22 protein-coding genes and 1 riboswitch are annotated in these 21,043 nt (G+C 43.6%); of the genes, 1 reads left to right on the forward strand and 21 read right to left on the reverse strand.

All coding sequences use genetic code 11. The annotated features are described in order from the left end of the window. Positions 1-29 precede the first annotated feature (29 nt). The 12 genes from ilvA to ACI3E5_RS11100 form a co-directional block, all read right to left on the reverse strand. Positions 30-1,283 carry a threonine ammonia-lyase IlvA gene (ilvA, locus tag ACI3E5_RS11045; RefSeq protein WP_034695989.1) on the reverse strand — a complete coding sequence of 418 codons (1,254 nt, stop codon included), beginning with the start codon at positions 1,281-1,283 and terminating at the stop codon, positions 30-32. An 11-nt stretch (positions 1,284-1,294) separates the two neighbouring features. Next, a complete protein-coding gene (gene ilvC / locus ACI3E5_RS11050; protein ID WP_005229350.1) occupies positions 1,295-2,284 on the reverse strand; it encodes a ketol-acid reductoisomerase in 990 nt (329 codons plus the stop codon). A 50-nt stretch (positions 2,285-2,334) separates the two neighbouring features. Further along, positions 2,335-2,811 carry an acetolactate synthase small subunit gene (gene ilvN / locus ACI3E5_RS11055; protein WP_005229349.1) on the reverse strand — a complete coding sequence of 159 codons (477 nt, stop codon included), beginning with the start codon at positions 2,809-2,811 and terminating at the stop codon, positions 2,335-2,337. 4 nt (positions 2,812-2,815) lie between these two features. Beyond that, positions 2,816-4,516: a biosynthetic-type acetolactate synthase large subunit gene (ilvB, locus tag ACI3E5_RS11060; RefSeq protein WP_498821696.1), complete on the reverse strand. Its 1,701-nt coding sequence runs from the start codon at positions 4,514-4,516 to the stop codon at positions 2,816-2,818. Between the two features lie 2 nt (positions 4,517-4,518). Continuing rightward, complete coding sequence (ilvD, locus tag ACI3E5_RS11065) at positions 4,519-6,207, reverse strand: dihydroxy-acid dehydratase (RefSeq protein WP_325845613.1); 1,689 nt, start codon at positions 6,205-6,207, stop codon at positions 4,519-4,521. 566 nt (positions 6,208-6,773) lie between these two features. After that, entirely contained in the window at positions 6,774-7,049 is a 276-nt protein-coding gene (locus ACI3E5_RS11070; RefSeq protein WP_003126821.1) for a non-specific DNA-binding protein Hbs, read from the reverse strand. A gap of 234 nt (positions 7,050-7,283) precedes the next feature. Next, positions 7,284-8,594, reverse strand: a complete 1,311-nt coding sequence (gene der / locus ACI3E5_RS11075) for a ribosome biogenesis GTPase Der (protein WP_005231911.1) — start codon at positions 8,592-8,594, stop codon at positions 7,284-7,286. A gap of 163 nt (positions 8,595-8,757) precedes the next feature. Beyond that, positions 8,758-9,972, reverse strand: a complete 1,215-nt coding sequence (gene rpsA / locus ACI3E5_RS11080) for a 30S ribosomal protein S1 (protein ID WP_005229333.1) — start codon at positions 9,970-9,972, stop codon at positions 8,758-8,760. Between the two features lie 212 nt (positions 9,973-10,184). Continuing rightward, positions 10,185-10,856 carry a (d)CMP kinase gene (gene cmk / locus ACI3E5_RS11085; RefSeq protein WP_010749236.1) on the reverse strand — a complete coding sequence of 224 codons (672 nt, stop codon included), beginning with the start codon at positions 10,854-10,856 and terminating at the stop codon, positions 10,185-10,187. A gap of 105 nt (positions 10,857-10,961) precedes the next feature. Beyond that, a complete protein-coding gene (locus tag ACI3E5_RS11090; protein ID WP_015510072.1) occupies positions 10,962-11,585 on the reverse strand; it encodes a LysM peptidoglycan-binding domain-containing protein in 624 nt (207 codons plus the stop codon). A gap of 72 nt (positions 11,586-11,657) precedes the next feature. Then, positions 11,658-13,040, reverse strand: a complete 1,383-nt coding sequence (locus ACI3E5_RS11095; RefSeq protein WP_086338031.1) for a RecQ family ATP-dependent DNA helicase — start codon at positions 13,038-13,040, stop codon at positions 11,658-11,660. Beyond that, the gene (locus ACI3E5_RS11100; protein ID WP_498821700.1) at positions 13,034-14,029 is read right to left on the reverse strand and encodes a helix-turn-helix domain-containing protein; all 996 of its coding nucleotides are present in this window, start codon (positions 14,027-14,029) and stop codon (positions 13,034-13,036) included. The genes ACI3E5_RS11095 and ACI3E5_RS11100 overlap by 7 nt, the downstream gene beginning before the upstream one ends. Positions 14,030-14,055: 26 nt before the next feature. On the opposite strand from ACI3E5_RS11100, the gene ACI3E5_RS11105 reads away from it, so the two are divergent. Beyond that, positions 14,056-14,271: a ferredoxin gene (locus ACI3E5_RS11105; RefSeq protein WP_005229322.1), complete on the forward strand. Its 216-nt coding sequence runs from the start codon at positions 14,056-14,058 to the stop codon at positions 14,269-14,271. 59 nt (positions 14,272-14,330) lie between these two features. Here the strand turns inward: ACI3E5_RS11105 and ACI3E5_RS11110 are convergent, their stop codons facing one another. The 9 genes from ACI3E5_RS11110 to ACI3E5_RS11150 form a co-directional block, all read right to left on the reverse strand. Next, complete coding sequence (locus ACI3E5_RS11110; RefSeq protein WP_010749232.1) at positions 14,331-14,924, reverse strand: ECF transporter S component; 594 nt, start codon at positions 14,922-14,924, stop codon at positions 14,331-14,333. 150 nt (positions 14,925-15,074) lie between these two features. Next, positions 15,075-15,199: riboswitch (FMN riboswitch) on the reverse strand. A gap of 79 nt (positions 15,200-15,278) precedes the next feature. Then, positions 15,279-15,995 carry a pseudouridine synthase gene (locus ACI3E5_RS11115; RefSeq protein WP_074536680.1) on the reverse strand — a complete coding sequence of 239 codons (717 nt, stop codon included), beginning with the start codon at positions 15,993-15,995 and terminating at the stop codon, positions 15,279-15,281. A 2-nt stretch (positions 15,996-15,997) separates the two neighbouring features. Beyond that, the gene (scpB, locus tag ACI3E5_RS11120) at positions 15,998-16,582 is read right to left on the reverse strand and encodes an SMC-Scp complex subunit ScpB (protein ID WP_005229316.1); all 585 of its coding nucleotides are present in this window, start codon (positions 16,580-16,582) and stop codon (positions 15,998-16,000) included. Further along, entirely contained in the window at positions 16,575-17,324 is a 750-nt protein-coding gene (locus tag ACI3E5_RS11125; RefSeq protein ID WP_005229314.1) for a segregation/condensation protein A, read from the reverse strand. Before ACI3E5_RS11125 ends, scpB begins: the two co-directional genes overlap by 8 nt. Before the next feature lie 14 nt (positions 17,325-17,338). Beyond that, a complete protein-coding gene (gene xerD, locus ACI3E5_RS11130; protein ID WP_015510075.1) occupies positions 17,339-18,229 on the reverse strand; it encodes a site-specific tyrosine recombinase XerD in 891 nt (296 codons plus the stop codon). Positions 18,230-18,462: 233 nt separating this feature from the next. Next, positions 18,463-18,912 (reverse strand): ferric iron uptake transcriptional regulator, encoded by a 450-nt coding sequence (gene fur, locus ACI3E5_RS11135; RefSeq protein WP_015510076.1) that lies wholly within the window; start codon positions 18,910-18,912, stop codon positions 18,463-18,465. Positions 18,913-19,021: 109 nt separating this feature from the next. Then, on the reverse strand, positions 19,022-19,885 hold the full coding sequence (locus tag ACI3E5_RS11140; protein WP_015510077.1) for a CvfB family protein: 864 nt from the start codon (positions 19,883-19,885) through the stop codon (positions 19,022-19,024). Between the two features lie 34 nt (positions 19,886-19,919). Next, a complete protein-coding gene (locus tag ACI3E5_RS11145) occupies positions 19,920-20,237 on the reverse strand; it encodes an AzlD domain-containing protein (RefSeq protein WP_010749225.1) in 318 nt (105 codons plus the stop codon). Then, on the reverse strand, positions 20,230-20,937 hold the full coding sequence (locus tag ACI3E5_RS11150; protein ID WP_325845608.1) for an AzlC family ABC transporter permease: 708 nt from the start codon (positions 20,935-20,937) through the stop codon (positions 20,230-20,232). The genes ACI3E5_RS11145 and ACI3E5_RS11150 overlap by 8 nt, the downstream gene beginning before the upstream one ends. Between the last annotated feature and the right edge of the window lie 106 nt (positions 20,938-21,043).

Here is a 21,043-nt window from a genome sequence, read left to right on the forward strand (position 1 = left end):
CTTCTTCCAAAGGAAAATCATGTTTTTTCTTAAACCAAAAGTGAGTAGAGTGATTGATTTTGCTGAAGGTTGATATAGTTTTGGTCAAACTGTTCAATTCGTGACAGTAATGCGGGGAGATCTTTTTTGTGTTTCAACAAGATTCCCAGCATTACTGGTCCTGTTCCACGATTGATTTTTTTTGTATATTCAAACCTAGTGATATCATCATCGGGACCTAATACATGGCTAACAAATTCCTTCAACGCACCGGGACGTTGTGGGAAATTGACGATAAAATAATGTTTCAATCCTTGATAGATCAGTGATTTCTCTTCGATCTCTGCCATACGGGAACTATCATTGTTACCGCCACTCACAATACAGACGACTGTTTTGCCTTTGATTTGCTCTTTGATCAGATCCAAAGCTGCCACACTCAAGGCACCAGCTGGTTCAGCGACGATCGCTTGCTTGCTGTACAATTCCAGAATCGTTTGACAGATTGCGCCTTCTTCCACAGCTACCAATTGATCCACGTAGCGTTTGGCATGGGCATAGGTTTGAGCTCCGACTTGTTTGACCGCTGCACCATCCACAAAGGTTTCAATATGCTCCAGTGCCACTGGTCCTTGATGATCAAAGGCGGCTTGCATCGAGGCTGCCCCTACAGGTTCTGCTCCAACAACTTTTATCTTCGGTTGCTTTTCTTTCAAATAGGCTGCGGTTCCGCTGATCAAGCCGCCCCCGCCAATCGCTGCCACGACCAGATCGATCGTTACTTGTTTTTTTTCAGCATCCGCCAGCATCTCCACAGCAACGGTTCCTTGTCCTGCGATAATATTAGGATCGTCAAAGGGAGCAATGAAAGCCATTTGCTGTTCTTTTGCAAAGTGTTTAGCCGCTTGGGCTGCCGCATCAAACGTATCTCCCACCAATTCGATTTTGACATAATCTCCACCGAAAAAGAGGACTTGCGCGATTTTTTGCTGTGGCGTCGTTGTCGGCATGAAAATAACCGCTCGGATCTGCTGTTCTTGACAGGTATAAGCAACACCTTGCGCATGGTTCCCGGCACTGGCACAGACGACGCCACGACGAGTCAGTTCAGGATCTGCCTGGGTGATCGCATAGTAGGCACCGCGTAATTTGAAGGAGCGGACTTTTTGCAAGTCCTCTCGCTTCAACAAGACCGTCGCTTGATACTTCTCAGATAAAAAGCGATCATACTGCAGCGGCGTATGACTAACTGCTCCCCGTAGTCGCTCGTAGGCTTGTTCGATTGCAGAAACTGTCACCAACAAACGCGTCCCTCCTAATCTTTCGCAACAAACGGCATCATTTTCCGTAACTCGCTGCCGACTTTTTCAATTTGATGATTGCCGTTTTCCTCACGCATTTTATGGAATTCAGGGAAGCCGTTTTGATTGTCTTCAATGAATCCTTTCGCAAATTGGCCGTTTTGGATGTCTGTCAATACGGCTTTCATGTTTTCTTTGGCTTGTGCAGTGATCACCCGAGCACCAGAAACGTAGTCACCATACTCAGCCGTATTCGAGATCGAATGGCGCATTTTTTTGAAGCCTCCTTCATAAATCAAGTCAACGATCAGTTTCAATTCATGACAAACTTCAAAATAAGCCAATTCCGGTTGGTACCCCGCTTCTACCAATGTTTCAAAGCCCGCTTCGATCATACTGGTCAAACCGCCACAAAGTACGGCTTGCTCACCGAAAAGATCGGTTTCGGTCTCTTCTTTAAAGGTCGTTTCCAAAACGCCGACCCGTGTGGCACCGATGCCTTTTGCATAGGATAAAGCCGTTGCTTGTGCGTTACCAGTCGCATCTTGATAAACTGCAAACAAGGCTGGTACCGCAAACCCTTCGGTAAAGGTTCGACGCACCAAATGACCTGGTCCTTTTGGCGCAACTAGAAAAACATCCACCTCTTTTGGTGGCGCGATCACATCAAAATGAATATTGAAACCATGAGCAAATGCTAATGCATTGCCCGCAGAAAGATTCGGTTCGATCTCATTTTTATACAACGATCCTTGGATCTCATCGGGTGCCAAGATCATGACTACATCCGCTTTTTGAACGGCTTCGGCTACTGGGAAAACCTCAAATCCATCGTTTCTTGCGGCTTCCGCTGATTTTCCTTCACGAATGCCGATAAAGACTTCATGACCTGTGTCCCGTAAATTTTGCGCATGAGCGTGCCCTTGAGAGCCGTAGCCGACGATCGCAATCTTCTTGTCTCCTAAATTATCTGTAACTTCCTCGTTGTAATATACTTTTACCATACTTGTTTCCTCCGAATTCTTTCTTTATTTTAAGCAATTCAAAATTGCACTTACCCTCTTGTAAAGCCAGTGACACCCGTCCGTGCCAATTGTTTGATGCCGTATGGACGTAAAACCTCGATGCACGCTTCTACCTTTTTCGTATCGCCAGCAACTTGCACAACGATTGTTTTTAGTGCCACATCGACAATGTGTGCTCGAAATGGATCGATCACTGCTTGGATCTCCGAACGGCTTGTGGTTGGCGCATTGACTTTGATCAGCACCAGCTCCCGTTCGATATGAGGAACTTCTGTAATATCAGAAACCTTCAAGACATCGATCTGCTTGTTCAGATGCTTAGTCACTTGTTCTGTTTCTGCCAAATCGTTCACGTTGACAATGATCGTCATACGTGAAAACTCTGGTCGTTCTGTCGTACCGACAGAGATACTCTCGATATTGACTTGACGACGGTTCAAGACACTCGTGATACGGCTCAAAACACCTGCTTCATTATGGACGATTGCTGCTAATACCCGTTTCATCCCCTTAGACCCCCATCATTTCATGATTGGCTTTCCCCGGTGGGATCATCGGCAGCACATGCTCAGATGGCGAGACCATTACTTCGATCAGCTGCGGCCCTGCTTGAGAAAAAGCTGCTGCCAATTGATCAACCAGTTGCTCTGGCGCATCGATCCGACAGCCTTCAATGCCATAAGCCTGTGCCAGTTTGACAAAATCAGGCTGCTGCGCAAAAACGGAGGCAGAGCGCCGCTTGCCATGGAATGTTTCTTGCCATTGGCGAACCATTCCTAAAGAGCAGTTGTTCAATAACACAAATTTGACATTCAAGCCATACTCATTCAAAATCGCAAATTCTTGGTTCGTCATTTGAAATCCACCATCGCCAACGAACACCACAACCATTTTTTCTGGATGAGCAAATTGAACGCCGATTCCTGCAGGGATGCCATAGCCCATCGTCCCTAGTCCGCCACTGGTGATCAATTGTTTGGGAAAGCGAAAAGGATAATACTGCGCGACCCACATTTGATGCTGACCAACATCGGTGATGACGTAAGCCTCTCCTTTGGTCAAACGCCCTACTTCTTCGATGACTTTTTGTGGTTTGATCTCTTGTGTCTGAGTGCGATCATAGCGATAAGGTTTTTCCTTTTTCCGTTTTTGGCATAGATCCAACCAAGTCGTCCAGGTTCCTCTTGTTGGTGGGTACCGCAGCATTTGCTGCAAAGCAGCCTTGGCATCGCCGACGATTGGGATCTTTGTCGTTACGATCTTGCCGATCTCCACTGGGTCAATATCGATATGAGCAACGATCGCCTGCTTGCCGAACTGACTGCCGGCCGTTGCTAGGCGATCATCGAAGCGAGAGCCGATATTGATAATCAAATCAGCTTCTGATAAAGCCATGTTCGCCGCATAGGTGCCATGCATACCGCCCATGCCTAAGAAAAATTGATGATCACTTGGCAGTAAGCCTAAGCCAAGCAACGTTGTCACTGTCGGCAACTTGTACTTGGCAATAAATGCATTTAGTTCAGCTGCAGCTTCAGCAGCGATCACGCCTGCACCCGCCAGTACCACTGGTCGCTGAGCTTTTTCCAAGACTTGCATCAGTTTTTCGATTTGCAGACGGGATGGCTCTGCCGTCGGCTGATAACTTTTCCTTGTGATCGGCAATGAGCAGGTTTCAGCGGTTTCTTGTAATGTAATATCTTTCGGAAGGTCGATGACAACCGGTCCTTTTCGCCCTGTGGAAGCGATATGGAAGGCTTCAGCGATCACTTTTGGCAGCTCATCGACACAGCGGACTTGGTAGTTGTGCTTCGTGATCGGCAACGTGATACCCAGAATATCCGCCTCTTGGAAGGCATCTTTGCCAATTCCTGGTACCGCCACTTGCCCTGTGATAACTACCAATGGTACGGAATCACTCATAGCATCGGCAATGCCCGTGACGACATTTGTAGCACCTGGTCCGCTCGTCACTAAAACGACCCCAACATTGCCAGTAGCTTTGGCATAGCCTTCAGCGGCGTGGATCGCGCCTTGCTCGTGACGCGTCAAAATATTCGGAATCTCTGCATCATATAATTGATCATATAACGGCAGGACGGCGCCGCCCGGATAGCCAAAGATCATTTCGACGCCTTGCTCTTGTAAGCTGTCCACTAATACTTGTGCGCCAGTCCTTAGATGCGATGCTTGATACTCGATATTTTCCATTGCTACTCCTCCTCATCAGGTACTCGCATAATCCCGCCCGTATTGGCAGAAGTCACTAAAGCGGTATAACGTGCAAGCCATCCTTTTTTCACTTTTGAACGAAACTTCGGTCGTTCTTGCGCACGCTGGGCAAGCTCTTCATCGGATACTTGCAGATTCAGCGTTCGATTTGGTAAATCAATAATGATTTCATCGCCATCGTTGACAAGGTCTAATGGCCCCCCTGCAGCGGCTTCTGGCGAAATATGGCCAACGGCGATTCCTCGGGTCGCTCCTGAAAAGCGGCCATCGGTGATCAAGGCGACATCTTTGCCTAACCCACGCCCAACGATGCTTGAGGTAGGCGCCAACATTTCTGGCATACCTGGTCCTCCTTTTGGTCCCTCATAGCGGATCACTACAACATGTCCTTTTTGTACGGTATGATTGTCGATGGCAGCAACTGCTTCATCATGTGAATCAAAACAGATCGCTTTGCCTTTGAACACTTGGACACTTGGATCGACCCCACCGACCTTGATAACACTGCCTTCTGGGGCGATATTACCGTACAAGATCGATAGACCACCCACAGGACTATACGGGTTTTCTTTGGGATGAATAACTTCTTCGTTGTGGATCTTCGCTTCAGCGACATTTTCTCGTAACGTCTTGCCTGTGACAGTCGGTCGATCAGGATGAATCGCTCCCTCGATATCACAAAGCTCCCTTATGATTGCCGAAACGCCGCCAGCTTCATGAACATCGTGCATCGAATAGGCTGATGATGGCGCGATTTTTGAGAGATAAGGCACTCTTTTAGCGATTTCATTGACCCGTCTTAAGTCATAGTCGATCTCAGCTTCATTGGCGATCGCTAAGGTATGCAACACTGTGTTGGTGGAACCCCCCATCGCCATGTCTAAAGCGAAGGCATCATCAATAGCTTCTTTGGTCACGATGTCTCGAGGTTTCACTTGTTTTTCAACAAGATCCATCAACTTAAAGGCGGCTTGTCTAACTAGTTCTCGTCGTTCTTCAGACACGGCAAGAATCGTACCATTGCCTGGCATTGCCAATCCTAAGATCTCTAAGAGACAGTTCATTGAATTGGCAGTAAACATCCCTGCACAGGAACCGCAAGTCGGACAGGCATTTTGCTCCATAAATTCAAAGTCTTCTTTCGTCATGTTGCCAGTCTTGTAAGTCCCCACGGCTTCAAACATGGAAGACAAGGTTATCTGGTGGCCCCGTGGATCAATACCGGCTTTCATCGGACCCCCAGAACAAAAGATCCCCGGTACGTTCGTCCGCATCGCTGCTAAAATCATGCCAGGAGTGATCTTGTCGCAATTCGGGATATAAAATACGCCGTCAAACCAGTGAGCATTGATCACGGTTTCTGCGGAATCAGCGATCAATTCTCGGCTGGGTAGCGAATAACGCATGCCAATATGGCCCATCGCAATGCCATCATCCACACCGATCGTATTGAACTCAAAAGGGATGCCGCCAGCTTCACGAATCGCTTCCTTAGCGATATCTGCTAACTCCCGTAAATGCACATGTCCAGGCACAATATCGATATAGGAATTACATATCGCAATAAATGGCTTGTTCATGTCATGGATATTTTTTACTTGTCCTGTGGCATAGAGCAGACTCCTAGCTGGCGCTGCATCGATCCCTTTTTTAATCTGATCACTTCTCACACTCATCATCTCCTGCATTTTGGAATAAAAAAAAGCATCCCGGTTATAAAAAACTGGGATGCTTTGCCAGAATCCCATTTTACTTACGCAAATAGGACTCAAACAAACGGATAATTTTTGCTTCCGTGTTCTAAGTCCTGGTATCAATAATAATGACTAATAAATATTGATTAAAATTGCGCATAGAAAATGGCTCCTTCATTAGAAATAGTAACGTTCTTGTAATTGTTTACCAATATACCCTTTGCAAAAACACTTGTCAACGAATTTTCTGAATTTTTTTCAATAATGACAATTCCAAGGAACCCTTTCTCACATTAGATGTCATTTAATTACTTGCTTCTTTTAATAAAAATGACTTTTAAATCACCTTTATTCTTGCTTGAGAATTAAGGTGTGCCCGCAACCCTTGTTTTTTTTAGACCAAAAGAAAAACAAAAAATATTTTTGAATTTTCTGACAATAATAACCGTTTCTTTTCCCATTCGATCCGCCTGCATGGTGGCAGTCCCTAGTTAGACAAAAGAAAAAACCCTTGATTACTCAAGGGTTTCTACAAGACTCAATTATTTCACTGCGTCTTTAAGAGCTTTACCTGGTTTGAATGCAGGTACTTTGCTAGCAGGGATCTTGATTTCTTCACCAGTTTGTGGGTTGCGTCCTTTGCGTTCTGCACGAGAACGAACTTCAAAGTTACCAAAGCCGATCAATTGAACTTTTTCACCGTTAGCTAAAGCGTCTTGAATTGTTGAGAATACAGCGTCTACTGCTGCAGTTGCGTCTTTCTTAGTTAAGTCAGTAGCTGCTGCAACTTTTTCGATTAATTCTGCTTTATTTGCCATGGATGGTTTCACCTCCTGATATTTTTTTTGATGTCATGCATCAACAAAAATCTTGAGTGGTCCAAGGTTTTTGTCAAATATTGATTACCATCAATATTCTGATATAACGTTATCATAAGAACCTTGTAATATCAAGGATTTTAACGTTTTTAGGGGGTTTTTTTTTGGTTTTTTCCCATTTTTCTAGAAAAGGACAGATTTCTTTGTAAAAAGAAACAAAGTATGATAAAATCTCTATTTTCTTCTGCGAGGAATGATCCGAATCGGCGTTCCTTCAAAAGTGAATGCCTTGCGGATTTGATTTTCTAAGAAACGTGCATAAGAGAAATGCATCAGTTCTTCTTCGTTGACAAAAATAACAAAAGTTGGCGGTTTGACAGCTACTTGCGTCGCATAAAAAATCTTCAAACGTTTGCCTTTGTCTGTTGGGGTTGGGTTGATTGCCACAGCGTCCATAATGACGTCATTCAACAACGCAGATGGAATACGCATGTTTTGATTCATGCTGACTTCTTCAATCAATTGCGGCAGCTTATTCAAGCGCTGTTTCGTCACTGCGGAAACAAAAATGATTGGCGCGTAATCCAAATATTGGAATTCATCTCTGATTTCTTCTTCAAAATCACGCATCGTATTCGTTTCTTTTTTCAATGTATCCCATTTATTGACAACAATAATGATTCCACGGCCTGCTTCATGGGCATAGCCAGCGATCCGTTTGTCTTGCTCGCGAATCCCTTCTTCAGCGTTCAAGACCATCAAGACGACGTCTGAGCGTTCAATGGCCCGCATCGCCCGCATGACACTGTATTTTTCAGTAGACTCGTAGACCTTCCCTTTTTTACGCATGCCGGCGGTATCGATCATGGTAAATTCTTGACCGCTTTCGCTGGTAAAATGGGTATCGATCGCATCACGAGTCGTTCCTTCGATATCAGAAACGATCACTCGCTCTTCCCCAAGAATTGCATTGATCAAAGAGGATTTACCGACATTTGGTCGACCAATCAAACTAAACTTGATGATGGAATCATCTTCTTCTTCTGCTTCATTGGTGAAGTGTTTGACTGCTTCATCAAGAACATCCCCGATCCCTAATCCATGACTTCCTGAGATTGGGTATGGATCGCCTAGACCCAAACCATAAAATTCATAGATGTCGGTACGCATCTCGGGATTATCAACTTTGTTGACGGCTAAAATCACGGGTTTGTTGCTTTTGTACAGCAAACGAGCCACAAGCTCATCAGCATCGGTTACTCCTTCACGAGCACTCGTAATAAAAACAATGACATCTGCTTCATCGATGGCGATTTCTGCTTGATGCTTTATTTGATCCATAAACGGCTCATCACTTAAATCGATCCCACCTGTATCGATTACGCTAAACTCACGGCCTAGCCATTCACCGGTGGCATAAATACGATCTCTGGTCACTCCTGGAGTATCCTCAACGATCGAAATTCGTTCTCCAGCTATCCGGTTGAAAATGGTCGATTTCCCCACATTCGGACGTCCAACGATCGCTATTGTTGGATTTGACATTTTTTACCCTCCATTTAAAAAAGCAGTCCTTGTACGCTGCTTCTTGTATTCAATCTTACTTAGTTTACCTAAAGCCATGGAAAGTTGCAAGCTTTCCTGGCAAACAAAAAACCAGCTTATAACAAATTCAAACATCGAATCGTTATAAGCTGATGGCATACAATTACTCTTCGTCGCTGTCTTTTAAGGCATCACCTAAGATATCACCCATAGTAAAACCAGTTGATTCTTCTGGCAATTGATAGTCGTCCTCTGAAACCTCTTGTGTTTCGTTGGTGTTTTCGGCTTTTTCTAATGCTTTGATACTTAATGCGATTCGGTGTTCTGAAGGGTTCACTTCAAGCACTTTCACTTGCACTTCATCACCTTCTTGTAAGACTTCATGTGGTGTCGCAATGTGTTTATGGGAGATTTGTGAAATATGGATCAGCCCTTCAACACCTGGGAAGACTTCCACAAACGCACCGAAGCTTGTCAAGCGTTTAACAGTCCCTGTCAAGACACTGCCAACAGCCGCTTGCTCTTCAATATTGGTCCAAGGTCCAGGCAATGTGTCTTTGATCGAAAGTGACACACGTTCTTTGTCTGCATCAACAGATAAGATACGCACATTGACGGTATCGCCAACAGATAAAACGTCACTCGGTTTGCCAACATGTCCATGAGAAATTTCAGAGACATGGACAAGTCCATCGATGCCGCCAAGGTCTACGAAGGCACCAAAGTCGGTCAAACGCGCTACTTTTCCTTCTACTTCTTGTCCTTCATATAAATCAGCTAATAAAGCTTCTTTTTGTTTTGCTTTTTCTGCTTCGACAACTGCTTTATGAGAAAGGATCAAACGGTTTTCTGAAGGCTCGATCTCAACGATTTTGAAGGTCAATGTTTTCCCTTTGTAATCTTCGAAATCCGCAACAAAATGGTCTTCGACCATTGATGCTGGGACAAACCCACGAACACCTACATCAACCACTAACCCGCCCTTAACGACGTTGGTGACTGGTGCTTCAATGATTTTTCCTTCTTGGAAATCTTTTTCGATATCTTCCCAAACTTTTTTCGCGTCTAAGCGACGTTTAGAAAGGAGATAGCTGCCGTTTTCTTTGTCTTTACCAATTGCTGAAATCACAACCAATTCTAAGACATCCCCAACTTTGACTGCTTCGTTGATGTCTTCAACAGGTAAAGTTGATAATTCTTTTGCAGGAACAACGCCTTCAACGCCGGCGCCTTCGATCCCTACGATCGCTTGTTTATCCTCAATGGCCAATACCTCACCTTTAACGATATCTCCAACTTTTACTTCTTGGAAATTGTCTAAAGCGGCTTCCATTGATTCATTTCCACTCTCAACCTGATTATTTTCAAATTCTGTCATCTCTCATGTCCTCCTAACCAACAATTCTGCAATAATTGCACTACATCTTTTAGTTTAAAATAGAATGAAAAAAAAATAAAGCGATTTCTCTTATTTTCCTAAAAAACTACGGTTTTTTCGTTAAAAAAGTCTTTTCACCTCTGTTTTCTTACTCACTTTCATCTTTTGGTTTCGAAAAATAAAAAAACAATGGGGAACACCCATTGTTTTTGTTAATCAATTTTTTCTTTGATGGTTTTTTTGATTGCTTCGACGACTTGCTCGATCGTTAAACCAGACGTATCGATTCGAACCGCATCCTCCGCTTGTTTCAAAGGGGAGACTTCTCTGTGAGAATCCAGATAATCTCTTTGCTGGATCTCTTCTTTCAACGTCTCATAATCGGTTTTGATCCCTTTTTGCTGATTTTCTTTAAAACGGCGCTGTGCGCGTTCTTCCACACTTGCTACCAGAAAAATCTTGACTTCTGCTTGTGGTAAAACCGCCGTACCAATATCGCGGCCATCCATCACGACACCGCCATCTTTAGCGATCATCTGCTGTTGTTGGACGAGTTTTTCGCGGATCGCAGGGTATGCCGACACCTTCGAAACTGCGTTGGTTACTTCTGGCTGACGGATCGCTTCTGTGACTTGCTCTCCTCCTGCAAAGACCTCTTGACCGTGTTCAGTCGGTTCAAAAGTGATGGGGTATTGATCGATCAAAGCAGCGATCGCCGCTTCATCTTCAAGTGAACAGCCCGTTTTTAAAGCTAAATACGTGATGCTTCGATACATGGCACCAGTATCCGTATAAATAAATCCCAGGTCATTCGCGATGATTTTTGCCACTGTGCTTTTCCCAGATGACGCAGGACCATCAATAGCGATGTTGATTTTTTTCATTTTTCTTACTCCTCGTTTCCCAACGATGTGTATTCCTTCATCGTTTCTGCTTATCGCCCACCTTGGCTTCTTTCTTTCAAGAAAAAAAACCGCCAAAGCGGTTTTTTATTTAATTCGTAAGGTGTCGCCAGGGTAAAGCATGTAGTTGTTTGGATCAATCCCATTTAATTGATATAGGGTTTCAACTGAGATGCCTGTACGGGCTGCCACTTGTTCAGGACCTTCGCCAGCTTGGACTGTCGTGTATTCCTCGGTACCAGTTGCGCCTTGACCTTGATCAGTTTGCGTATTCTCTTGTCCCGCATTGTTTTCTTGTTGCGCCGGTTCACTACTTGATGGCGTCGTTGAAGCTGGTGCAGAACTACTGCTACTTGATGAAGAACTTGATTCACTTGTTGACGAACTCGTTTCACTTGTCGATTCCGTAGTGGATGATTCCGTCGTTGATGATTCGGTTGTTGAAGACTCTGTCGTACTTTCTACAGTACTGCTCGAACTTGCTGTGGTTGGGGCATCATTGTTATGGTTCAATACCCAAATACCGGCACCAACCGGAATTGCCACGATCAAGAAAAGCAAAACTAAAACGATCGTCAAAAAGAGTGAATTCCCACGCTTTTGTTTTCTTTGTTGGGATCTTGATGCAGAATCATCGTATTCTGTATCATAGATTGGTTGTTCCCACGGTTCTTGATTTTCTGAATTGTAGTCATTGTCTTTCTTGCTCACTCGTATTCCCTCCTAGTTTCCTTCCGATGTATTATACCATAGGTAAATAAAAACTGTCCTACAAAATACGATTCAATTTATATCTTTAAAAATTTTTATTAAACGTTCCTGCCAATGATGGGCTTCCTTTTTCTCGGGCAGCTGTTCTTCACCCGCTATTTCGATCCCGTCATTGTCGCAACAATAAGGATTCTCCTGGGCTTCCTCTCCGAAATGCGCCAGTAAAAATTGTCGGCGACAACCTGTAAAATGAATATAAGCCAACATTTTCTGTAATTGTTCTTGTTTTTGCTGTTCATTGCGTTTTAATGTTTCCAGCCAAAAGGAAGTCCCCAACTCTTTCATTTTTTGCTGCCACTTTTCTTGCAACGGTGTCAAGGGTTCTTTCCTCTTCTCCTGAACCATTCGTTCTAAAGCAAGGCGTTCTTCTTTATTTTCTCGCTGAAAGAAGTAATGGATCTGCTCATCATGTTCCTGATAAAGCAAAATCGCATTGCTTTGTTTGCCATCACGACCAGCTCGCCCGATTTCTTGACTGTAATTCTCTAACGAATCAGGTAGATCATAATGGATCACAAAGCGAATATCTTCCTTATTGATCCCCATCCCAAAGGCATTGGTAGCAACGAGTAATTTTAATTTATTCTGAGAAAACTGCTGCTGCAACGTTTTTCTTTGATCACTCGCGAGACCACCATGATAATAGCCTACCAAATAGCGCTGACGCAGTTTGTTATAGACTTCTTCGACTTTGCTTCTTGTGGAACAGTAGATGATCCCAGCCCCGCCTAAGCGGCTGAGATAGTCTGCTAATGCCGCATCTTTGTCTGTCGTTTGCTCTACGAACAAGCCGATATTGCTGCGGTTCATCGAATAACGGTAGACATTGGCGTTCTTTGCTAATAATACTTGCCGTATGTCTGCTTCCACTTGTGCTGTTGCAGTAGCCGTCAAGGCTAATGTGACAGGTGCCTTCAAGCGTTTCTTTACTTCACCAAGCTGCAAGTACTCTGGTCGAAAATCAATGCCCCATTGCGAAACACAATGGGCTTCATCCACCACGAGCATGGCGATCTTAACCTGTTCCAATTGATGCAAAACAGCTTCTTGTACGATCATTTCTGGACTTAAAAACAAAAACTTGTACTTCTGCAAATGCTGCATCACATACTGGCGATCAGCAAGGTCCAATTGACTATTAAACGCAATCGCGTGTTTTTCCCCTTGCTTTTGTAAGCCGTAGACTTGATCTTCCATCAAAGAGACTAACGGCGAGATAATGATCACGATCCCGTCTACTAGGTACCCTGGCAGCTGATAGCACAGACTTTTGCCATTCCCAGTAGGCAGAATCGCTAACGTATCTTGCTGTGCTAAAACACTTTCGATGACTTCTTTTTGTCCTTGGCGGAATGTTTTGAAACCAAAATACTGATTCAGTGCATCTTCTAACATCGAATCCCCCGCTTCTGAGCAATCTGTAACAAACGAATCGTCAAAAAATCAGTCGTAAGAAGCGCCTGTAATTCTTGGTAGCTATTTTTCCAAGAAGCTTCTGGCAGCTTTTTCAACAACGCTGTATCAAAGCGCTGAAAAGGAAACGTGGGATCAAGCAATGCCCACTCAATCAAATGATCATTAACAGTTCCTCGTTTGATCCTTCTTTTTTCCATAATCTGCTCGACAGAATCGCCTCGCAAAAACAATGCTCGGCTTTCCACCATGCTTTGGTTTAAACTTCTCTTTAGAAAAGGCGACAATCCTCGAAACAGGATCGTCTGGGGCGTTTTTTCGATCAAGGTTAAAAATTGATGGATCGAAGCTCCTACATAAAGAGTGTCCCAAGGCTTACTTCGAACATTTTCTGGTAAAAGCTGAAAAAACGCCTGCCCTAGAATATCTAGACCCGATAAGGTGCCCGCTAAAAAATCTGCCACTTCTGCGGGAAGCTGGTCAAAAATTGCTGTTAGCTCTTGATACAGGCACTTTTTGATGTCAGGATTGTGACGGATCAGCTGACGGACAGGTTCTGTATAGAGTGGCGTGTTTTCAACGGGAATATACTGATTGGTCACGCCTTGATACGCAGCTGCTTGAACCAGCAGCCGAACAAAACGCCAAGCCTCCTCCGTCGTTCGTCCATAACGAAAGTAATTCGCATAACGCAACAATCGTTCACCTAGCTGCTGGCTGTTTCTAGCGGTCGTTTTGAGCAGCAGACCATCTGAATCTCGACTTAGAGCCCCTCGTTGGATCAAGTTAGCGAGCGTCTGTTGATACGCTTTCTCATTCAACTGGGGCAACGATTGAAAGAGACCTAAGCGATCATAAAAAAAGGCATAACTCAAGACAGAGCTAGTACGCTTACCAATGAGAATTTGATAAAGTGTTGATGGGCGCAGCTTGTCAGTATCAGAAAACAGCGCTAAAATAAAAGAATCCATATTTCCCCTCCAGAAAGGACTAAAAAATGTCACAACGCTGTAAAATTATTCCTGAGCGCTGCATTGCTTGTGGCCTATGTGCGATCTATGCCCCCGAGATCTTCGATTATGATGAAGACGGGATCGTTTTATTTGCCCAAGAACCAAATGCTCGGCAACAGTTTATCATAGAAGACCAACAAGAAAAAGTCAAAACTGCTTATCGCAAATGCCCTACCCGTGCGATTATCATGGAAAAATAAAAAAAGCCGACTTGCCATTGACAGACCTTTCGTCTGCAACAGCAAGTCGGCTCATTTTTTTATTTTCCTATAGCAGAATGATGGGGCTGCTTACGAGCCAACCATGGCAGCAGTTTGGCGTGAAGTGCTAAAAAGACGGCACTGACGATTGCGCCTTTGACCAAATTGAAAGGTAAGATCCCGATCGCCACATATTGCGGCAAAGACATTCCTAAAAATTGATCGGCTGTGACCCCGAAAAAGCGCAGGTAAAGCGGTGTGATCACAAATAGGTTCGCCACACTCATAAAAATCGTTACCGACAAGATACCGCTGATGACACCAACCATTTTGTTTTTGGTGTGAATACCTTTGCGGAAAAAGTAGTACATTGGCAAAGTAAAGGCACATGATGCTAAAAAGCTTGCCGTATCCCCCACCATATCAGCAGGTGAAAAACCAGATAAGAACAAATGCAGCACCGAACGAATGAAAGCAGTCAATACCCCGCTCCAAGGACCAAATAAAAACATCATGATCATCACGGGAATATCACTAAAATCGATCTTTAAAAAGCTGAACGCTGGGAAAATCGGAAAAGCGATAAATTGCAAAATTGTTCCCATAGCAGCACACATGGCGATCGTCACCATTTTTCTTGTTTTGTTGTTCATCAGTATAAATCCTCCTAAGTTCAGGATTCCTCTTCAAACGAACCTATTAAATTTCCTCGGCTTTCTTGTCGGCGCCAGACAAAAAATGCCCTCTTTTTTCCACAGGGAAAAAAGAGGGCATTCGAAATAGCCATAAGCAAATCAAATACGCTCTATCTTCTTTATCCAGACTGTACTGTCGGTATCGGAATTTCACCGATTCAGCTATTTCCGAAGAAATAGGTCGTGGACTATAACCACCGGTCGGGAATTGCACCCTGCCCCTGAAGACGAACCTTTATTCTATTTATTACATGTTCTATTATACACAAAATCTAAAAATTAACAATAGTTACGTTTTCAGATAATTTTCAATTATTTTGCACTGTTTTTCAGCTGGCTGACTTCCTTCTTCGTCAGCTCTCGGTATTCCCCTGGACGAAGGCCTTTCAAATCTAACGGACCATAATTTTCCCGTTTTAATTTTTGCACAGGCAAACCAACTGCTTTTAACATATTTTTGACTTGATGGTTGCGTCCTTCGTGGATCGTCAATTGCACAATACTAGATTGCGCTGTTTGGTCTGTCGACAAGATCTCAAAGCGAGCAGGTGCCGTCTTACGACCTTCGATCCGAATCCCTTTTGTCAATGGGAGCAGCTGCTTTTTATCCGCAATCCCTTTGACCTTGGCAACGTACACTTTGTCGACTTCGTGTTTCGGATGCATCAGTGTCTGTGACAATTCCCCATCATTTGTCAGCAATAACAAACCAGAGGTATCATAGTCCAAGCGCCCGACGGGATACACCCGTTCAGGAACTTCAGCAAAATAATCCAAAACGACTTTGCGCTTTTTATCATCCGTTACAGCTGAGATCACACCACGAGGTTTGTAGAATAGATAATAGACGTGTTGTTCTTGTTCGATTGGTACACCATCGACTTCAACAACATCTTTTGAGCTAACTTGGACCCCTAATTCTTTGATCACTTGCCCGTTGACACGCACTCGGCCTTCGGTTATCAATCCTTCAGCTTTTCTTCTTGAGGTGATGCCAGCATGGGCAATCACTTTTTGCAAACGTTCCATCTTCATTCTCCTTCTGTTTCTGCTTGTTTGTAGCGGTCGTAAAAAAGATCAAACGGTGCATCTTCTTCAAGTTCATCTTCCATGGATTGGATATCGGGTAATTCAGCCAAACTTTTTAAGCCAAAATAATCCATAAAGTATTCCGTCGTACCATATAGGATCGCTCGTCCTGGTCCGTCAACGCGGCCTTTTTCTTCAATCAGTCGTTTTGCCACCAATTTTTGAACCGATCCGCTAGATTGGACGCCGCGGATCTCTTCTACTTCCATCCGAGTGATCGGCTGCTTGTAAGCAATGATCGACAACGTTTCTAAAGCGGCCTGCGACAACGAGCTGCCCATCGGTGATTCAGCATATTTCTTCAATAAAGGGGCAAATTGTTTCTTGGTGGTCAAAATAAAATGATTGCCCACTTCAAGAATATGCAACGCAGTATGTTCATTTTCTTCATATTGCTGATTTAGTTCCTGCAAATGCTGATAGACACTGGCAGTATTGCTTTTGACTAAGTAACTCAATTCTTCAAGTCCGATCCCCTCATCACCGACGACGAATAAGATCGCTTCTAATTCACTATATTTACTCATCTTCTTTACCTGTTGGATAGAGCAGAATCGACGCATAATTGTCTGTTTGCTCTACTCGAATCGTTCCTTTTTTCATTAATTCTAACAGTGCCATAAAAGTTACCACAACTTCTGTTTTATTGTAGGTCGTAAAAAACGAATCAAAGCTGCGGCCTTTTTTAGCACTAACATGCTGCATCTCCAGCTGAATCGCCGCCATCTTTTCATCGATGGTACTTTCATCAGGAGAAATTTTGGTTTCTAGTACTTGGCGATTTTTCTTTTTCTCGATCATTTTTTGAAAAGCCAAAAAGAGATCGATCGTATTGAATTGATTGGCTCTTAACTGATCTTCTTCCTCTTTGTATTCATCGACATCCATCGGATCTTTCGTATAATACAAACTGCGCTCTTCTGCTTTTTCGGAAAGCTGCTCGGCTGCATACTTAAATTTGCGGTATTCTAGCAGCTGTGCCACCAGCATATCCCGTGGATCTTCTTCGTACTCTTCCACTTCAGCAATCAGCTCTTGTTTCGGTAACAGCATCTGGCTTTTGATCGCCATCAGAGTTGCCGCCATGACTAAATATTCACCAGCGACTTCTAATTCTAAAATTTTCATGGCATGGATATACTGCATGTATTGTTCGGTGATGGTTGCAACTGGAATGTCATAAACATCGATTTCCAGTTTTTTGATCAAATGAAGCAGCAAATCCAACGGTCCTTCAAAGACAGCTAATTTTATTTTGATTTCTTCCATTCCATCCTCGATTTCTAGGCGCGCGGAAAGTGCTGCTTGTACACTTCCGTCATCCGTTTCTTCGTTATATGCGTGTAAATCTGAGTGGTCGAGATATCTGCGTGTCCTAACAGCTCTTGAACCGTTCGCAGATCTGCCCCGTTTTCTAATAGATGGGTCGCAAAACTATGGCGCAACGTATGGGGAGTCACATTTTTGGTGATCCCAGCTTGTCGAACCAAGGCTTTTAAATTTTTCCAGATTCCTTGACGAGACAGCTGCGTGCCATGGTTGTTTACAAACAGGTGGCTTTCATCCGGTGTTTTTCTCGTCAAATACGGACGTGCATCGCTGAGATACGTTTCGATCCATTGAATCGCTAAATCCCCTAATGGGACGATTCGTTCTTTGTCGCCTTTCCCGGTTGTTTGCAACAAGCCCATACTTAAATGCAAATCATTCAATTTCAAGCCGATCAACTCGCTGACGCGCAAACCTGTCGCATACATCACTTCCAGAATCGCTCGATCGCGAATGCCCAACACCGCTCGAGTATCTGGTGTTTCGATCAAGCGCTCCACTTCCTGCAAACTCAAAGTGTCAGGTAGCTTCTGCTGTTTTTTCGGCGAATCAATATGCTGCATCGGATCATGATCTGTCAACCGTTCTTGACGCAAATATTGATGGAATCTTCGCAAACTGGAAACCATCCGAATCACGGTTGCCGAGGATTTTCCCGCCTCTTGCAGACTTTGCAAAAAAGACAAAACGATCACTCGGTCGATCTGTTGCCACTGCGTCACTTGTTTTTTTTGTAAAAACGCAAGATACTGTTGCAGATCCCGCTGGTAGCTGGCACGGGTATTTTGGGATAGCCCGCGCTCAATGGTCAAATAATGAAGATAATCAATAATTTGTTCGTTCATGGGGCTTCCTCTACTTTCAGCTTTTTTATCATATCAAATTCTGGCTCGTTTAGATAGTAGCTTGCCAACAAAAAAAGAGGCATCTACCGTATCTTTTGCCCAAGGAAACACCCGAATCATAGCAGATTTTTTGGTTTCTTTCAAATCGGAAAAAAGGGCACTCTTCCTATTGAAACCATCTGACTATCATTCGGGTGATAACAAAATCTTTTCAAATTGCCCAGCTACAGACACTAGGCTTTGTTTTGGCATTTTTGGCAGACACCATGAAATGTCAACCGATGATCCTTTACTAAAAAATGGTACTTTTGTTCGACGATCTCCTCGACTGTGCCCAACAGATCCTCTTCAACCTCTTCAATATTGCCGCATTCCAAACACAACAAGTGATGATGGAAATGTTTGGCGCCTTCTTTACGTAGGTCATAACGAGCGACACCGTCATTAAAGCTGACTTTATCGACGATTTTCAAATCCGTCAAAATCTCCAATGTTCGATAGACGGTTGCTAAGCCAATCTCAGAATTTTTTTTGCGCACAAAGAAGAAAATCTCTTCGGCGGATAAATGATCTTTCTCATTTTCTAATAAGACCAACAACGTCGCTTCTCGCTGAGGAGTTAATTTGAACCCCGACTCGTGCAATTGTTTCTTGGTCTTTTTTAACGCTGCTGTTGTGTTCATAGTTGCCTCCGTATGCCGCTAATTTATAACGATTCTAATTTGAGTGAGAATCACTCAAGACAAACATTGTAATCATTATAAATTAGAACAGCAAAAGAAACAAGTATTCTCAATTAGGTTTTTTAACAAGAATCGTGAAGCCGTCTTTTTGCTCAATCAAACGCTGTTTCATCAAGGTTCCTAACGCCCGTTTAAATTGGCCTTTACTAATACCAAACGTTTGTAAAATCTCTTCTGGTGCTGATTTATCGGTAAAAGGAATTTTATTTTCTGGTGCTCGTTCTAAAAAGGTTAGGACCATGGCGGCATCATTTGAAATCGCCTCGTGGGCTCTTGGTTTCAACGAAAGGTTCAAGACGCCATCTGGACGAACCCCAATCACTCGTCCTTTGACAACTTCCCCAAGACGCGGCTCTTGATAGCGCTCTGATGGGTGGACGAAGCCAATATAAAAATCATCCGTCAATAAGTAGGTTCCCGCTAGTTTTAAGCGATACACGGTACCTGTAACATCTTGATTCTTCATCTGTTCCGTACCATTCTTACTCAGTGCCTTGAAGATTTTCTCATCTGCTAACGAAGCCCATATACGCTCTTTGTCGTCGACGCGCAAGCTGACCATCAAACGGTCACCTTTTTTGGGCCAAAGTTCCCGCATTGTTGGCAATTCATCTAATGAAACCACCATGTCCTTGTCTTTTAAACCGATATCGACGAAAACGCCTAAGTCGCGACGGCTTCCTGTGACTGTACCAAAGGCATAATGCCCTTTGCGGCTTTTCGGAATATTCGTAGTGAGTACATTTTCTTGCTTTTGGTTTTGATAGCCAAACCCTTCGACGGCTTCACCTAAATGATGTTCGCCTTCTTCCTTGGCTAGTCGGAAGGTAACCCCGCCTTTTTGAACAAAATAATTCTGTTCATTTTCATCAATGATCAATCCGCTAAATACGGATGCTAATAAGTCTTTCATCTATTCTCTCCTTCTTCATAAAAACTGCCCGTTGCTAGAAAAAGAAACGCAGCAGTGCCATAGCAATAACGCCTGTGATAACGATCTTCATCAAATCTTTTGTATAATACCCCACCAACAATGCTGGGATACAGGCAACAGTTTCTTTGACTTTCAAGATGGGAAATTGCCCTTCTCGAAAGATCAGCAAATTTTGAACCAACAATGCCGCCAAAATACACAACGGCAAGTAACTCAAAAAGATGGTGAAAGGTTTTGGAAATACGAGCTTTTTAGAAAATAAAAAAGGAACGATCCGCGGAATCCAAGTAACCAACCCACATGCTAGCATTAGTATAACAAAATTAGTCATGATGTGTCACCGTCCCAACCAAACATCCTGCCAAGGTCGCAGCAATTACCGCGATCTCAGCAGTAGAAAAACGCATAAATAAAATCAATGTCCCCACAACTGCCCCGAGTACGAAGAGCGTTTGCTGGGTTTTCTTCTTGAGGGGTCGCTCTACTTGAAATAAAAAAAGACCAACAAACATGGCTACCAAGGCAAAATCTAAGCCTAACGCTTCTGGATCTGGAATAAACGAGCCTAATAGTCCGCCCAAAAAGGTTGCGAAGATCCAACTCAAATACGCCATCACGTTCAACCCATGGGTCCATTGCGCTGTGACTGGTTTGTCTTGTTGCAGTGCCGTCGTCAAAACGCCATAGGACTCATCAGTCAAAAGCGTCCCAATCCCAATAGCAGAAAGCAAAGGAGTCTTTTTAAAATAGGAAGCCACTGATAAGCTCATTAAGAAATGTCGTAAATTCACTAAAAAGACGGTTGCGACGATCGTCATGAAAGGTGCTTGAATCGCGAGTAATGCACAAATAATAAATTGAGCACTGCCTGCATAGACAATAATAGACATTAAAATAATTTCAAGAATCGACAACCCAACACCTTTTCCTACGACCCCCATCGCAAAACCAATCCCTAGGTACCCAAGAATCGTTGGTACACAAGCAATGACCCCATCTTCAAAGCGATCATATCTTTCTATTTTCTGCACAAAAAACCCTCCCTGTTTGAACGATTATCTTTCATCATATCGAAAACAGGGAGGGGAAACAAGTATTTTTCACATGTGCATGTAATAACTCTGAAAGTTTTCTAGT

Origin of the sequence: Candidatus Enterococcus avicola (genome assembly GCF_047470845.1) — a bacterium.
Taxonomy (GTDB): domain Bacteria; phylum Bacillota; class Bacilli; order Lactobacillales; family Enterococcaceae; genus Enterococcus_D; species Enterococcus_D casseliflavus.